12 protein-coding genes are annotated in these 17,118 nt (G+C 42.3%); 3 read left to right on the forward strand and 9 right to left on the reverse strand.

What is annotated here, in order from left to right:
* Positions 1-123: 123 nt before the first annotated feature.
* The 5 genes from G4V62_RS14085 to G4V62_RS14105 form a co-directional block, all read right to left on the reverse strand.
* On the reverse strand, positions 124-777 hold the full coding sequence (locus G4V62_RS14085; protein ID WP_165203249.1) for a helix-turn-helix domain-containing protein: 654 nt from the start codon (positions 775-777) through the stop codon (positions 124-126).
* 132 nt (positions 778-909) lie between these two features.
* Complete coding sequence (locus G4V62_RS14090; protein ID WP_165203251.1) at positions 910-3,246, reverse strand: immunoglobulin-like domain-containing protein; 2,337 nt, start codon at positions 3,244-3,246, stop codon at positions 910-912.
* A gap of 322 nt (positions 3,247-3,568) precedes the next feature.
* On the reverse strand, positions 3,569-4,576 hold the full coding sequence (locus tag G4V62_RS14095; RefSeq protein WP_165203253.1) for a globin-coupled sensor protein: 1,008 nt from the start codon (positions 4,574-4,576) through the stop codon (positions 3,569-3,571).
* Between the two features lie 302 nt (positions 4,577-4,878).
* Complete coding sequence (locus tag G4V62_RS14100) at positions 4,879-5,658, reverse strand: phytanoyl-CoA dioxygenase family protein (RefSeq protein ID WP_212508795.1); 780 nt, start codon at positions 5,656-5,658, stop codon at positions 4,879-4,881.
* A gap of 100 nt (positions 5,659-5,758) precedes the next feature.
* Positions 5,759-6,532: a phytanoyl-CoA dioxygenase family protein gene (locus tag G4V62_RS14105; RefSeq protein WP_165203257.1), complete on the reverse strand. Its 774-nt coding sequence runs from the start codon at positions 6,530-6,532 to the stop codon at positions 5,759-5,761.
* Positions 6,533-6,668: 136 nt separating this feature from the next.
* On the opposite strand from G4V62_RS14105, the gene G4V62_RS14110 reads away from it, so the two are divergent.
* Complete coding sequence (locus G4V62_RS14110; protein WP_165203259.1) at positions 6,669-7,562, forward strand: AraC family transcriptional regulator; 894 nt, start codon at positions 6,669-6,671, stop codon at positions 7,560-7,562.
* Between the two features lie 354 nt (positions 7,563-7,916).
* On the forward strand, positions 7,917-8,564 hold the full coding sequence (locus tag G4V62_RS20655) for a GNAT family N-acetyltransferase (RefSeq protein WP_165203261.1): 648 nt from the start codon (positions 7,917-7,919) through the stop codon (positions 8,562-8,564).
* Positions 8,565-8,703: 139 nt separating this feature from the next.
* On the opposite strand, the gene G4V62_RS14120 is transcribed toward G4V62_RS20655, so the two are convergent.
* On the reverse strand, positions 8,704-9,573 hold the full coding sequence (locus G4V62_RS14120; protein ID WP_165203263.1) for a DNA-3-methyladenine glycosylase family protein: 870 nt from the start codon (positions 9,571-9,573) through the stop codon (positions 8,704-8,706).
* 373 nt (positions 9,574-9,946) lie between these two features.
* Here G4V62_RS14120 and G4V62_RS14125 point away from each other — a divergent pair, with 373 nt between their 5' ends.
* Positions 9,947-10,489 carry a GbsR/MarR family transcriptional regulator gene (locus G4V62_RS14125; RefSeq protein WP_165203265.1) on the forward strand — a complete coding sequence of 181 codons (543 nt, stop codon included), beginning with the start codon at positions 9,947-9,949 and terminating at the stop codon, positions 10,487-10,489.
* 265 nt (positions 10,490-10,754) lie between these two features.
* On the opposite strand, the gene G4V62_RS20660 is transcribed toward G4V62_RS14125, so the two are convergent.
* The 3 genes from G4V62_RS20660 to G4V62_RS14140 form a co-directional block, all read right to left on the reverse strand.
* Positions 10,755-11,348, reverse strand: coding sequence for an S-layer homology domain-containing protein (locus G4V62_RS20660; protein ID WP_312855501.1), 594 nt, complete (start codon positions 11,346-11,348; stop codon positions 10,755-10,757).
* Positions 11,258-15,466 carry a discoidin domain-containing protein gene (locus G4V62_RS14135; protein WP_165203269.1) on the reverse strand — a complete coding sequence of 1,403 codons (4,209 nt, stop codon included), beginning with the start codon at positions 15,464-15,466 and terminating at the stop codon, positions 11,258-11,260. Before G4V62_RS14135 ends, G4V62_RS20660 begins: the two co-directional genes overlap by 91 nt.
* A gap of 166 nt (positions 15,467-15,632) precedes the next feature.
* The gene (locus G4V62_RS14140) at positions 15,633-16,970 is read right to left on the reverse strand and encodes an Ig-like domain-containing protein (RefSeq protein ID WP_165203271.1); all 1,338 of its coding nucleotides are present in this window, start codon (positions 16,968-16,970) and stop codon (positions 15,633-15,635) included.
* Positions 16,971-17,118 lie beyond the last annotated feature (148 nt).

Genomic DNA, 17,118 nt, shown 5'->3' on the forward strand with positions numbered 1-17,118 from the left:
TTTCGTCGACTACCATTATACAGAATTTGGGGAGGTACTTCCTTTTTTATGTCTCGGAAGCCTTGCGTGGCAAGACCTTAGAATTATGAAATTCATTCATATAGCAAACTAGATTGAGTATCCTTAACCTTTCTCACGTTTTTTTGCTTCTCTAAATTCGGCTGGAGAAAACCCTGTCTGCTTTTTAAAAACTTTAATAAAATACTTATCATCGCTATACCCTATACTTTGAGCGATCTGTTTTAATCGCCAGTTTGTATTCTCCAATATTTGCTTAGCTATCTCTACCCTCTTGTTTGTTAAGTATTGAATAAAGCTTATTCCAACAACGGTTTTAAAGCTCCGTCCTAAATAAGATGGATTATATCCGAGCTCTTCTGCTAGAGCAGCAATTGATAGATCTTTCATATACCAGCGATGGATCATTTCTTTTAAGAACAGAACTGGATCATTTCTTTTTATTTTAGAAAATTCGGTCTTATTTTCGCGTGTATATTGATCGCTATCCTTTAGACTTCGCTCCATTTCTTCTCTATTGATGGGCATTAGTAAATATACTTTATCATCTGACAATAAAGTTTCATGGACGCCTTCTATATTGGAACATTCATCAGCGGCTATATTGTCATTGCTCTTTCTCTCATGCAAACGCTCTAAGGTAGCGAAGGCGTTCACATGACAATCCATTATGTAATCTTGAGCTAATTTTTCTTTAAACACATTTCGCGCTAATAATACTTTTATTTCTTCCGGTGAGGCTAAAAAAACACGGTACATCAATCACCCTCCTTATTATCCATCTTATACAGTCATTCAATGTATGCAAATTGGAGTTATAATATTCTATACCCTTTATACAACAGAATAAAGCGGCTGATTTTTTTCAGCCGCACATTCGTTTCTTTACTATTACTTTTCCTTCTTATTGCCTTGAGCGTAGTCAATATAGAATAAGTCTGCCTTACCGCCATCCAATGTAACTGTCATTTCATACAGCTCATTGTTTAACTTCTCTAGCTTGACCGGAGCTTTATTTCCTGTATCGCGGTCAATTTTTTTGATCGCACCTCGCGGAATCCCATTTAAATCTAAAGTGAGCGTAATCTCTTGACGTGTCTCTTCTCCTGAGCCCTTCTGTTCTTCTACCGGAAGCCCGTTTCCGTGGGTCAATCCGTTCATCATCATGAAATATTCAATATCATTTGATTTGAAGAAGTCATCTGTACCTGGAAGTGGCTCAAAAAATCCGACGAGTACATCTCCTGGCAGCTCGTCATTCACGACACCGATATTCTGCGCGGTAATGTCTTTGATGACTGGATGCTCGTTATCTTCCCAAAGGTCGACTTGACCTGGCTTTCCATTCGATTTGACTTCACTACCAACTTGGTGCTGGCCAAGGTGTAAACGGACGTCGGTGCTATTTAAACGAGACAAATGTGGAGAAAGATTACGCGTTTCTCGTGCCATCTCTGCATATTGTTCATACGTTTTTGTCCGATTACCGTCTTGATCCAATAACAGCGTCCAATAGTGATCCTGGCCCCAACGGAAAATGGTTGCCCATTTCCCACCGAATGTCCATGTCGCATTTGCCACCGCATTTAACTGTGATTCAGTGATGGTATAGGCATTGCTTAAGTCCTCGTTTGGTGAGGACGGCGGTGTTTCTCCCGTTTTAAAACCAAGCAAATATTGACCGAAAGCGATGGGAGAGTTTCCTGTGCCATCGTGACCAGCTAAAGCAACTTCACGATATCGTCCAAGTTCATTGTACAGCTGCGTAATGCTTCCACCGAGGTAAGGATTTCCTCCGTATGAGAAGTAATAATCATCATAGGTTAACAGGTCTGGTTTGGCTCTCATCATATATTCACGTAATTGCTCGGTTGACCATTGTCCCATATATTGATTGCCAAACATGAGCGCATTAGGATACTTTTCATGACTTAACTCAAACCACGCTTCGAGATTTGTTACTAACGTTTCTGAATAATGCCGCTCATCTTGAAAAGACACCGTCACTAATTCATCTGCGTGCTCTCTTTGCTCCGCTGTTAAATAATCGTCTTCTGGCCCAGGTGGTTTTACGTAAGGTGCTTCATCTCCTTGTACTGAGAAAGAGAGGGACCAATCTTTTTCAGGCAACGCTTGCATTAATGTTTCGTTATAATAATCTCCGTCATAAAATGTAGGCGATGTAAAGTTAATGTCCTTCCAGTCTTCTGGATCAAGTGTATAACGACTATCATCTCCTGTCACCCAAATGCCCAGTTGCAGTCCTCTGTCAATCATAACGCGACTTGCCCTTGAGAGTGATGGTTCGTCGGATTGTACAATGACATCCCTTGTCACTGTTGCCTCGTGCCCAACTGCATCACGCACCGTATAGCGAATTGGATACAGACCTGTTTCACTTGTATCGACTTCACCTTCGACGATGACTTGATTAGTCAAGTCACCATCGTTCTCATCTTCTGCAGTAAACCCAGGATCGGTATACGTTCCACCTAATGGCAACTCGATCGTTTCTTCGCCAAGTAATTGAATGGATGGTGGTGTTAAATCTAAGGTTGTAAAGTCAACTCCAGCTGCTTCGTTCACTTCTTCTTCGGTTAACTCTTTACTAAACACTTTTAGCTCATCGATTTTTCCAGCATACATAATATTGTGCCTGGATTTACCAATGAGCTGTAACGGTGCTGGAATCGTATGATCTACGGTGCCTATTAATTCACCATCAATGTAAAGTTTCATTGTTTGACCATCGGTGGCATAAGCGACGTGCGTCCATTTACCGATCGGCAGGGTGTAATCATACGACTTGTTATCAAATGAAAAGCCTGGTAAATATTCAGTAAACCCCATATGCTTGTTGGTACCTGCCTGCTCGACCTTAATGACTCCGGTATCAGCCCCAAGAATAACTGAATTTGATCCGGTCATCTCATCCTTCTGCATCCACATTGAAATCGTCCACTGCTCTCCAACATCCGGCGCATCAATGATGCCATGATCATGGAATCCATTGAATTTCAATGCCTTTCCGAAAATGCCGTCCACCACTTCTCCGCCAACTTCCATAGTCATCGTCTGCTGACGCCAATGATCGTCATATGTCTGCCCGTCTTTTTCATCGAATGACCAATAATACTCCTTACTGTCTTGAGATGCTTTAGCTGTAGTGGTGCCGGTGATCACACCGACCATGAGGAGCACCCCTAACAAAGTCATAAAGTTACGCATACGAATATCTCCCACCTCCATTGTTCGTTCGATATTCATTGTAACTCTATTTTGAATTTTTTAACATTGAAAAATTATACATTATGTATCATTCCTCCACCTTTGTCATATTACTCTGCCAATTAAAGAGACATCGTTTCCGCCGTTTCATGGTTTCATGGTCTTTCGAGTCTGCACTTCAACTCCATTCGTAGATTGCAAATCGTTTGTAAACCAATAAAGCGTTTCTTAAATTGGCAAAATAAAGTGAAGACAAAGCCTAAAACAACTTTGTCTTCACTCTATTTTCCTCTTAGAAATACATTGGTATGTGAGGAACGCCTTAATTTTTTTTTCGTAGCTCTTCAAGCTCTTTAGTTAGCGTTTCAATGGTTTTGACGAAAGAGACCATTGTTTGTGCATGACCTTCCTGCTGTCTAGAGAGATCAAAAGATTGGTCCGCTCCTTGTGTAACACTATCAAGGACAGTACGAATATGCTGGATGCGTTTTTCAATTGTATTAAGGGACTCCTCTGATAGCCGCGCGAGTTTTCGTATTTCTTCAGCAACAACACCAAAGCCTCGTCCTGCATCTCCAGCTCTTGCCGCCTCAATGGCTGCATTTAAGCCAAGCATTTGCGACTGATCGGCCACATGCTTCATGGAAGTACCTAGTGCATCAATGGAGTCTATTTCCTTCGCTAAATCTTGAATATGATCGTGGGTGTTCTGTTGCATCTCCGCACTGTCTTGCGCCGTACTAGCTACTTTTTCACTGCTTGAACCAAGCTCTTTCATGACACTTGCCAAATTCTGTACCGCCGAACCAATTCCTTCGATCATCTCTCGCTGATTGTCTAGCAACCCTTCAATTTCTCGTTTCTCATCTCGTTCATACGCCTCTAATACAAGTTGAGAATCGAAGTTAAACATTTTCGCCAACGCACGAACTGCCTCATCCCAACCCTCAGGCATGACTCGTTGCAAATGCGCTGTTGCTAAGTTTGTATAAATAATGTACGTCCCTAAGTACCAATCCGCTGTAAGTCCAATCTTAGAGTGCACAGTGCCAACATGAAGACGTTTATCAACATACGCTTCATCAAGTACACCGTCAGTCAAAGAGAGAAAATACCATTTTTGCGTTTGTTTTAGCCGGTCAATTGTACTGTACTGTTGAATAATTTCAAACAATTCAGGCTGGCGTTGGATATCAGCATATAGCTCATCAACCAACTGATCTACAATTGCTTCAAAATGAGGACGAGCATTTTTCAATACCTTTAGGTCATGATCAGTTAATCCGATGTAGTTTGTGACCTTTTTCCGTTCTAATGGTAGGTTAATCATGAGCAGGTCTCCCTTGTGCATACCTTTATATGTTTATTTCGGCTACTTTTTCATCATTTTAAAGAAAAAAATGATCGTTCCGTAAAAATTGATATATGTATGGTCAGCGCTTTTTTCTTCCTTTACAAAAATTCATCTAATGCGCTTGCAATCTCTTATTTTATCAAACAATACCTCGTCCTGCACTGGCAACTTGATCATTTGATTAATCATAATACAACCACTGTAAAAAAGAATGTACGAACTCAAAAATCTGCCGCACCCTGAGGAACGACAGATTAGATTTAAATTTGTTTAAAATGTCACGCCCACGCTTCACATCCTTTAAAAGCCATATGCCTTTCTTTATCGTATTTTGGAAAAGGTAAATAGGTGTTAATGCCCGGAACTGCCTCTCCTCTTAATAAAAATGCACTTGGCCACGGCTCCTGTGTAATTCGTGTAGATGTGGGGATATACCGAATTGTCAAGCCACACCGCCTCAATGAAGAATGATTGGCTTTCGAACCGTGGATGATATTAGGGTGGTGAATTGAAACTCCACCTGCTTCCATCATACAATCTACGGCGTCCTCTTCTTTCACAAGTCGTGGGTCGATCTCTGATCCGAGTACGTTATCTACATCTTTTTTTTCCTGCATCTCCTGCAGATTCATTGTATGCGTTTTCGGAATAACTCTCATACAGCCATTCTCAGGGAGAGAATCATCTACAGCAAGCCAGAGCGTAATAACATTCATCGGCTCAAGCGGCCAATAGCTCCCGTCCTGATGCCACAGAACCTCTTGACCATCATATGGGGGCTTGGAAATATAATGTGAGGCAAACAAGGCAATATTGGGACCGATAAACTGCTCCGCAATATCTAAAAGACGGTCGTCACTGACGAGCCGTACCCAAAAAGGATCATCATTGATCAGCTCAGTACCTAAATGCTCGGGACGAAGGTTAGGGTTTTTCTCCATAAGCCAAGCCAAGTGCTCACGCGCTTCCTTAATAAGGTCGCCATCAAGCACCTTTGGAAAGATCACGTACCCATCCTGCTCGTATTGTTGTAGAGCAGCAGATTTTTTCTCTTCCAATATGCACACCTCTATTCTATATTTTTAAAAACAAGTCCCCGTGCTTTTGATCGTTTTAAAGAGGGCGAACCCGTCTGTGAGTTCGCTTGAATGTAATTCATTATTTCAAAGTAAAATCCGAATGATATTCGCGAAACGTTGGGTTTTCTCCACAAACCATAAGCCCTTGTCCCCAGTTGACGTGAACATCCTTAACTGGCGGATCGGCAGGGTCGCGATATTGGAACAATACGTTTCTGCGCGTCCGGTCACTGCGATTTGCATCTGAACCGTGAATCGTCAAGTAATTAAAGAATAGAACATCTCCTGCCTGTGCCGGACAAGGCGTCCCCATACTGATTGGATATTCTTTATGGTTTAAATAGTGACGGCCGACATGCGGTAGCGGACCCGATTTATGTGACTCTGGTACGACATGAAGACAACCATTTTCTTCATCGGCATCATCTAAATGAACGCTCGCTGCCATCATTGTATGCTTTTCGTGCGGAAAATACGGCTCATCTTGATGCATCGGAAACGCCGCGCCGTTTTCCGGAGGCTTTACGAGCATCTTTGAGTGGTGAAGCTGAACATTTGGACCGATGAGCTGACGAAGAACGGCAACCATGTTTGGGTGTACCAATGCTTTCGTAAATGCAGCATCATGGTAGTGCACATCATGAAAGCCTTTAAGTACTAGCTTTTTTAATTCTTTCGCAGGAATAAAATCCCCTTGCCAAGCTGCGTTATGATCCAGTTTCGCATCTGCTGCACGCTGGACGATTCGGTCAACTCCATTGCGCATTTCTTCTACTTCCTGCTCATTAAACACATTTTTCACGAGTAAGTAGCCGTCCTGTTTGTAAAATTCGACATCCTTTTCGGAAATCATCATCATCTTCCTTTCACCTTTATTAGTATACAAAAAGCTGTAATGTAGATATAGTATAGAAAAAGAGCGATTTCTTGTCTTTGTCTTAATCAGCCATCCTTTTGTAAAATAAGGACATTATTTGGGAGAAGATGCTATGGTTCACATTCCCATAAGTGAAGGTATTTCAATACTAAATCAGACAGCCGTCGTCCGAACAAAGGGTGAAAACTTGTCCTTTAAAGTCCTTTATTGGGGACATCACCCTCAACACCTTCATAACCCGATTCACAAACATGCCTTTTACGAAATTTGTTATGTTCGTGACGGCTCAGGCGAATATATGGATTACAAACATATATACCCTTTAACGAAAGGAACATTTTTTGTCTCCCGCCCTGGCATTTCTCATCAAATTACGAGTCAACATGGGCTTGATTTAGTGTGGGTTGCGTTTGAGGTCGTTCCCGAAGCATCCACTGAAGATGCTTATCAATGCTATCAATATCTTGCAAATACAACGAACGTCGTCGTCCCTCATTCAGAACAATCGAGCTCAGCGTCTCTCTGGAGCACTTTACTCATGGAGACCACAAGCGTACATCCGTTTCATAGAGAAACCACTCTACACCTTGTTCATGCCTTACTAGCATCGTTTTACACGCTGTTCTCGGACAAGCAAGAAAAAGAACGGGCTGTCATTTCCCATTCAAATATATCAACGCTGTTACACCAGGCAAAGCTGTATATTCGGGACAACTTGGAACGACCACTCAGGTTAGACGACATCGCCGGATACTTGCATATTTCAGGACGACACCTATCACGGCTGTTTGCGAACGAATTAGGTTGTAACTTCACCCAATACGTCCAACAAGAACGGGCGAAGCAGGCGAAGCACTATTTACGAACGACCGATATCTCTATTAAAGAAGTCGCCGAGCTGACAGGATTTACTTCGGTTCATTATTTTACCCGGGTGTTTAAAGACCAGATTGGAGTACCTCCAGCGGCGTTTCGCAGCAAGGAGGAAGAAGAGCATGAGACCTGAATCTACTTGCGAATAATAGAGACATTGGCTCTAACTTCCAGCTAAATAACGAAGTGTGATCTCCTTTCATGCTCATCGATTGATCTATCCTCCATACGCCTTAAGAAACTCAATGACACGTTCATTCCCTTGCTTCATCAACCGGACATTCAGAATATCATGTACGTCGACTGTCATGCTTTGAAATGGTTTGTTTTTAGCAAAACCAGCGTTTCATGAACTTTCAGAAACACTTGCGTGCCAAACGCTAGATGCCTAATCGAAAAGCTAATAGGCAACATATGTTTCTGAAAGAGCCTTAGCAACTCAATCACGTGTTACGTCTATTAAAAATTCATTCTGAGGTGAGCCAACGTGGAGTTACGATTTCAAAAATACAACCCATCATACTTAAACAGCTGTGCAAAATTGGTCCGAAATACGTGGGCATTTGATAAAGAATTTCACAAGCCTAAAAAGCCTGAGAGCATATTTAAACAATATGTATTGTCTTGTGAAAATTACTCCGAGCACCTCGATTTAATTGTCGATGAACACGATGAAGTCAAAGGGATTTTATTTGGCAGTATCGAAGACGCGGGGCTTTTTAGAACATTAAAGTATCAAGTAAAAGGAATGAGAAATCGTCTGATCAGCCTTTTTTATTTAATCCGCGGTGACTTTGGTCAGCGCAAAAAGGCTTTACAAGTTGGGCAAGCGAACAATGAAATCAATCGACTCGGCGAGACGACAGAAAGACCATTTGATAGCGAAGTTAATCTGTTTGTCGTAAGCCCTGAGCTTCGTGGTATGGGCTATGGGAAAAAACTGATGGATCGCTACGTTGGCTTTTGTAAAGCCAACAACTTAAAAAGCGCATTTCTATGGACGGATATCGGTTGTACTTATACATTTTATGAAAAGTACGGGTTTAAAGTTTATAAATATTTTTCCCACGAGCGTTTAACCAAAAGTAAATATAACCAACCAAATGGGATGGTCTATTATTTAGAGATCGTTTAATCAGCAATTGTCAGGCTAAAGTATTAAACACCATTGATATTTGAACTTTTAAATAGCGGGTCTTACAGCCTAAACCGGATAGGCATCGCTACGCCCTCACTTACCTCAAAATAACGATGCCTTCAATTCAGTAGAGTTTTTATGATTTTGCATTGCTCTCAATCGTTTTCCACAAGTAGATCGCGGCATAGCTGCGGTACGGTGACCAATAAGAAGACCATACTTCTAAATCTTTTGCGGTTGGTCTTTTTTCTGTCCCGACAAGTGGATGCAAAGCCTTCATGAGCCCAATATCGGCAGAGGGAAATAAATCCGGTCGACCTAAACCAGACATTAATACAGAGCGTGCAGTCCACACACCAACGCCGCGATAAGCGACGAGCGTTTTGACGACCTCCTCATCTGATTGACTTGCAAGTGCCGCTAAGTCGAGCCTCCCATCGACGATGTCCCGAGACAAGTCAATGACATATTCTGCTTTTCTCTGGCTAAATTGAAGCTCTCGCAAAGCGCTGTACTCAAGACTTGCAATACGCTCAGGCGAGGGCATAAACCAAATCCCTTCCTTCTGTTCACCAAAGTGATGGATGAACCGTTCAGTAAGCGTCCTAGCGAAAGCCATATTTAGCTGCTGGTGAATTAGCGTTTTCATCAAACAATAATATATGCTCGCATCTCGCACGAGTGGCGTTCCTTCGTATGTTTCAAATACGGTTGCTAGAAGCGTATTTTCATAATGCTGCTTCATTTCCCCGAGCGGTCGTTTCATGTCAAGAATGAAAGTGATGTGGTCTTTTGCCTCTTGTTCAATATTCTCTGCAACCCCAACTTTAAACACATACTGATCGGTCGTCTCCTTTTGCGGTTCAACCGTCACAACATGCTTTTCCTTTTTCCATTCAAAAGGAATGTAGACCCTTTTCTCCTCAACCTTAAATAAAGGATCTTTTTGTAATGAACGAATCGTTTCGTCAAATCGATACGGTTTATTAACATAGACTTCTACCATATATCACTCGTCCTCCTTGCTTCTTTTTTCATCTCCTTGCTCTAGTAGGCAACATTTTATCTTTACAGTCATTATACACGAGAACGCACATTCGTAAATTAAAAAACGGCCTTTATTTTAAACCGGAAAGTGACGTACGTTAACATTAGGATTTTGCTTCCAAATTAGGTTTGACCCTTCGCGACTTATAGTAGTAAACTAGACTAAGCGACCACTAGCATTTCTTACTAAAGAAAATCAATGATTGAAGAAATCTAAACACCTGAAAAACGCTTGAGCTTTCCACCGTCAAAAGATAAATGAATCTAGCCGCCCGAGGCCCTTAGCAGATTTGGGTCTATTATTCGGCTTTTTAAAGGGTGTGAACAACCTCGTGTCTCAAGACGCAAAACACCAGATAAGTAACCAAAGGCTCCATACTAGGCAAAATGTCATTGAAGCCATTGCTGAAACGATGGATTTGTATGGCGTGACCCAATCATTTGGACGTTTATACGGGATTATGTATTTTGAGGATCAACCGATGACGCTAGAAGATATGAAAAGCCATATGAATATGAGCAAAAGTAATATGAGCTACGCAGTTCGTTCACTAACGGAATCTCAAATGGTCCTTAAACTTGAAGAAAAGCGCGAGCGAAAAGATTTATACATGGCAGAGACAGATTTTTTCCTTGCTTTTCAAAACTTTTTCACACAAAAGCTTCAGCGTGAAATAGACGTCATGGGCACGGCTATTAACCGAGCGATTCCTGAGCTAGAAGAAATTATCCTTGATGAGCATACTTCGGATATTGAGCGTAAGGAAGCGCTTGTCGACTTACATAAGCTCCGTCACGCAAAAACCTACTATGAATGGATGGAGCAATTTGTTGACAGTCTGAAACGAGGAGAATATTTTAAACAGCTTTCGTGAACATACATACTTAAAAAAACTTTAAAAAAATACGTACAAAAGAGATGGTGGCAAAATAGCACCATCTCTTTTGTCGTTACATCCAATCTCTCTAGCATACACAGGACATCGCCGGGGTTCCTTTTTCATTTTTGAAAGGCTAAAGGAAAATTGACGAAGTATCAAACGTCTATCCCTCTCGTAAAAAAGACAGGCACTACACACATTCATTCTGCTTCAGAACGAATGCCGGCTGTGTAGTGCACTGCCTTCTAGTATTTTTAACTTAGTTCATCAATTCTGCGACTTGCAACATATGATGAATGGCTTTTGCCACTTCGGCGCGTTTGATCGAAGCTGATGCGTTAAAGTGAGATCGTTCGTCGCCTGTGAAAATACCGGCTTGTAACGTTTTCTCTACATCTTCCTTCGCCCATTCTGCGATGCTGCCTTCATCTTTAAAATGATTGAGTTCTTTCGTTTCGTCTAGCTTGTCATCATTTAAGGCAACATAGGCAAGGGCACGGCTCATCATCGTCGCTGCTTCAGCACGTGTGACTGGTTTATTCGGGGCAAACGTGCCATCTGGGTTGCCGATAATGATTCCAGAATCGACAGCTGCTTGTAGTTCACCCGTTCGGCTAAACCACTCTGTTCCGGTCACATCTGTAAACGATGGCGTTGCCTCGTCAGTCGCAATCAATCCGAGCGTTCTCGTTAAGAGTGCGGCAAACTCTGCACGCGTCGTATGATCTGCTGGTGAAAATGTCGTTGCTGACGTTCCTTTAATCATATATTTTGCCGCGAGCTTATTGATATAATCGTGCGCCCAATGCGTTGCTGGAACATCAGAGAATGATACGTCATTGTTTTCAACGATAACGAATGTACCATTGTCAAGCTCTTAAACGTTGCTTCATTTCCTTTAAACACTGTCGGTACAGCTGTAAACGAACCGTCTTCGTTGATTTTCACGACGACCGACTTGTTGGCGTTCATTGGCTGCTCACCGACAATCGTGCGCTCTACATAATTTGCGAATTGGTCCAAAGTGACCTTCTTCTCACCCGCAACCGCATCGAGCTGGAATTGTACGGCTGGAGATACGCTTGCAAGACCATTTTGTGTAACTGCTTGCTGTTGCTCATCGGATGTTGCAATGCTTACGGAAATCGAAACGTCTTCGTCTGTACCGAATTGTGACGCAAGCAGGCTGCTCATTTCATCAACCGGAACCGCGAACGTCGCTTCTTTCGTTGCTGTGACAACGACGGCATCCTTGTTTTTGTCTTTCAATGCTTCAAAGACTGTGCTCGGAATATTGACAGATACTTGACTTGATTCATTACTGTCTTTTGTATCAATTGTCAACTGTTCAATGCCCTCTTGGTTCTCGATGGCATCAATGACTTCATCTTCATCTAAAGTAACGATCACTTCATTGTCGTCATTGGTCGTTACTTTACCTTCAACGACAAGCTCGTTCTTTTTGGCCGGCTTGTTTGGCTTTTGAGTGTCTTTATCTTTATCCTTATCTTTGTCCTTATCTTTGTCCTTATCTTTGTCCTTATCCTTATCTGAGTCGTTATCTCCGTCTGAGCCGTCTCCGTCTGAACCATCTCCGTCCGAACCATCTCCGTCCGAACCATCTCCGTCCGAACCGTCTCCGTCTGAACCATCTTCGTCTAACACTTTCACAACGTGAGAAGCACCATTTGCCTGTAATTCTTCACCTTGTTCGTTTGCAATAACAACATCCGTTAAAGAAATGGTCGTCTTTTCAGCTTCTGCTTTAGCTGTGAACTCAGCAGCCAATAAATCATCGTTTGCAGAAACGTCCTCGCCAACGCTAGCGGCTAAAATTCGTACTTGACCTGGTGCGATCTCCTTCTGCTCAATCACTTTAAAACCGTCTTTCAATGATTCGATCGACTCAAGCTGCAAAACTTCCGGATCATATTGAATCGTCATGTCTTGAGCATATAACGATTGGAATTTGCTTCGTGTTACATTGGTTAGCTCCATCGTCAGATCAAGCGTTTCTCCAACAGCCACATTTTTCTCACCTGTAATAATTGCTTGTGGCGTCTCAAGAGGTGTCGAATCAACATAGACGTTCACCTCGGCAGCTGACACAAAACCATTTACAGCATCGGTGGCTTCAAGCTTAATGTGAGAGGCCTCTGTCGCAGCAAAAGCCGCCACTTTCTCAGCACTGTCTCCTGCCCAATTCCCATTTACAATTTTCTCGAATGTCTCACCATCTGTGCTTACGTAAATATTGTAATTTGTGATAATCCCGTTATTGCCTGACTGTCTCGGCAAATACGATAATTTACTAATATTGTAAGTTCCACCGAGATCCAATGTGATTGATTGTGGAAGATCACCAGCGATGCCCCATTCTGTATGCCAGTTTGTTTGCTCATTTCCATCAATCGCCAAAGATGCTGGTGTACTAGATTCAACCAATTCCTCACTTGTTGCGGTTGCCGTCATTTGCGACTGCGGTATTGATTCAACCGTGACATCAATGCTCGTTTCTAAAGACACACCATTTGGATTGGCTACCCAGGCTGGTAAATTGACTGTCCCATTGACTGTGAAGGACTGCACCGTCGTTGCATGAGGGTCATAACTTGTAGCTTCCACGTCCCATTGGACTTCCGCTTCGCCCATGCCTTCATTCGTTTCTAGCTGTACAGTTTTCGGCAGCCCAAGCCCGTCTGCGGTTTTCTCTGTCAAAATAGGGACACCTGTTAGCTCGTCAGGTGCAGTAATGCTCTCAAGATTTACGTCTTCAGGCATAATATCAATCTCTTGATAAGTACGGTTATACATTGAATCCGCAGCAAATACCCGGAGTTTGTATGGCGTAATTGCTGACACACCTTCGATCGTATACTCGCGATATTCATCGAATGGATCATCTAGTGGTAAAGAAAGGCTGTTGAACGATTTGTCGACTTCCCCTGTTAGCTGATTGATGAGCTGAACATTGTATTCAAACACTCGATCGTTGTCATTTGCTTGCTTTAATGTGAACGTAAGGTCGTTGTTTTCAAACGAATCGACCGTAATACTGTCCTCATCAAATTCCGGGACAATGAGTTCCTTGATATCTTTTTGGCCATACGTATATGCATCCTCACCTTCGCCAACATTGACGACAAGAGGTCTCTCAATCCATTCATTTGAGCTTAAATTGTACTGCTTAATAATCAATTTTGATCCGTACACTTCTAAGAAATTGGTAATCCGAGGTGTCGTATTGTGCTTCGCATACGATCCTTCAATATAACCGCCATACGGCCCTCCATGAACATAAGTGGCATAGTTGATCGAGCCTGCTTCAAGGAATGTGCCTCCACCTTGATAAAGAGAACGCTCGTCAGACGGGTCGTAATGTGAATGACCTGCAAAATAAAACACGTTCGAAAAATCATTTTCCATAATGTATTGCCCTACATTATTACTTGCCGCATTACTCCATCTCCCCGACCAAGTCGTACCACTGACTGGAAAGTGGGAAGTAACAAAAATCGGTTTCGTTGGATCGTAATCCGCTTCATTCTTAATTTCTTCAAGTAAACGTTTCGCTTTACCTGAAGTTTCATCTACGTTATAGTTTCCGTCAAAGCCGACGAAGTTAAATCCGTTGATCTCGACACGATAAGCATCTCTAAAGAAGTTATTTTCGTACTTTCCCTCAGCATCGTTCCACGCGCCTGCCGAGCCTTCAGGAATGAATTGTTCGGCACCACCCATGTCGTGGTTGCCTCGGACCGTTAAGAGCCTTCTGTCCTCAAATAAACCGTCCGCTTCCATGTTATTATAAATTTTTTGCATTTCTTTCATGAATGTGTATTCTTCGCCTCGGTTACCACCAGTTACATCACCCGGTAGAAACAAGATGTCCGCCTGCGGAAATATGTCAAATGAATGCCTGAAGTATCCTTCGACCATTTTCACCTTATCTTGATCATGATTGAGTTCGGGGTCGCTAGCGATAATCATATTTAAATCGGCTGGTGTTGCTTCTTTATTACTCTGTTCATAAACAAAGATGGCATTGTTTAATTCACGTACATAATAGTTGATTGTTTCTTGGAAAATATTTTCTTCTGCTTGTGTGTCGGCAACTGTTTTTGCCGTATTATACACTTTTTCTAAAAAAGCAAAATCCGTTTCGCTATAATCGTTCTCGAGACCTGTATCTAAGATTGTCTTTGCTTCGGATAATGCTGTGTGAAGTGCTGTCAAATCTACGTTGTTGATACCGTAGCTGCGATATTGTTCTTTCACTGTTTCGTTTGTTAATGCACCTTCCGAAATCACGAGATCAGCGATCGCAAATGCATTCCCACCGTGATTCCCCAATCCGTCAGATCCAATGTGCAATGGGTTGGATGTATCTAATGACCCGTGCTTCAGCGTCGCTACACCCATTTCATAACCATTAATATACAACGAAGCAATCATTTCTTCTCTGTCGACGACAAACGTCACATGACTCCAATCGGAGGCATCAAATACATTACGTCCGAAAGAAACGTTCTTTTTTTCTGCATTTGGGAAGCCTAAGTTCATATTGATTGTATTATCGGTTGTGTAAATGGCCCACCCTGCATTAGAGCCGTTGGCAAAGTTTTTGTTTGATAAAATGACTTGGTCTGCGTTCGTATCACCTTTATACCAGAAAGAAACCGTAAAGCTCTCTTCACCAAACGCCAAGCTTTGTGGTGTACGGACATGTTGATCATCGCCACTTAAGTACAAGGCTTTCGTGTCTGGCAATACACCGTCTACAAAAGTGTGTTCTCCATTTGCGATTAAATCTTCATTCGTTACATCATCTTGCAAGCTATCATCAAAAGTTAGGGATGCGATCAGAGGATTGTCACTGTCATTAGCAACAGCAGCCTCTGTGGATGCGCCTGGTGAAAACATAGCGAATATCATCGCTAGTATGATCGAGGCGGAAAAAATTCTCTTCATGATTGAAAAACCTCCATAAATTCAAGTAAGAACAACATCATAAGCTGATCACCATACATCTTAGAACGCCATTTTCCTTATCAAAAGTTGAGTGTATTGCGACCTAGATGCTGATGACAAAATGAACTTTCATTTAATGTTTTACTCACATACTTTTGGAAATATGTTACTTCATGATTGCTTGGGCTACGATATCAAGATCGTCTTGATCAACCACATCATCATGATTGACATCTGCATGATCATTCCAGTTCTCTTGCCCTTCTTCTTGACCATATGCTGCTGAAACAAGAGCTAAGTCACCGACAGAAAGCTTTTCATCTCCATTCACGTCTGCATGGATTTTTAACTCATCAAAGGTTTTCATCGCTTCCTTCAATTGCGCTTTCACGTCATTGACTTGTTCTTCAGTCGCGTTACCATCGCTTACTACCTCTTGAGCATCATTAATCGCCGACTGCAGGTCTGCTTTGGCGCCAGTCACATATTGACCATCCTCATTGCCTTCAACAGCTTCATCATGCTTCGACTGGGCAAGCTCAATCATGCTTGGTAATGTGAGAAAACGTTCTACTGTTACATCCACAGAAGCTGTAAAACTTCCATCAATGGTAGTGACTGTTACTGTCGCTTCTCCTGGCTCATGACCATTGAGCGTAGCCGTGTGGCCGTTTGCAGTGACTGAAACGACATCAGGATTGCTGCTTTTCCATGACACTTCGGTATTCGTCGCATCGTCAGGCGTCACTGTAGCCGTTAACGTACTCGTTTTTCCTTCAGTTACAGTGATGTCTTCTTGGTCAAGTGTGACTCCGGTAGCTGCAACTGGATCAACGATGTCGAATGTTTGTTGATCGACGATTTCATAGCCGCCATTAAGCAAGAAATACGCAACATATGTACCTGCAGGTCGATTCGTACTCAGACTAACTTCTCCATCTCCAGACTTTAAATAATCCCAAGGATTAGAATAATCTTTACCTACCTCTTCAGTAATACTGTAGACACCAACCCAATCATTTCCATTTTCAGAAGCGCCAGTGTACGAAAGTGTGATCGGCTCTCCTCTAAGGTACTCGGTTTTGTCTAAGGTTAATGTTTGTTCGGAAGCTTCGTCAATTGTTGTAGGATTGTCAGCGACTTCCTCATCAGCCACTTCTTCTGTGTCAGATTCTTGTGGCGTTCCTTCGCCTGTTGCTGGCTCTTCTGGCGTTGCTTCACCTGCTCCAGGCTCTTCTGGCGTTGCTTCATCTGTTCCAGGCTCTTCTGGCGTTGCTTCACCCGCTTCAGACTCTTCTGGCGTTGCTTCACCCGCTTCAGATTCTTCTGGCGTTGCTTCATCTGTTCCAGATTCTTCTGGCGTTGCCTCGCCTGCTGCTGACTCTTCTGTTATTGCTTTAGCAACCGGCATGAAAGATGGGGCAGACAAGAATAAAACCAACATCATGACAGACGCAAAATGACTTATGAACCGTAATTTTTTGCGATTTCTTTTAATGTTCATTTGCCAAGCTCCTTTTTAAATATTGTTAATCGTCACTTCACTTACAACCACATCGTCAAAGTGTTTAGTAAATTAACTCTCACCCCTTTGCATCTAGTAAACGTTCAATTTCCATTGAACAATTTCCATATTTTTATAAATACATCCT

Source organism: Litoribacterium kuwaitense, from assembly GCF_011058155.1.
GTDB lineage: Bacteria > Bacillota > Bacilli > Bacillales > DSM-28697 > Litoribacterium > Litoribacterium kuwaitense.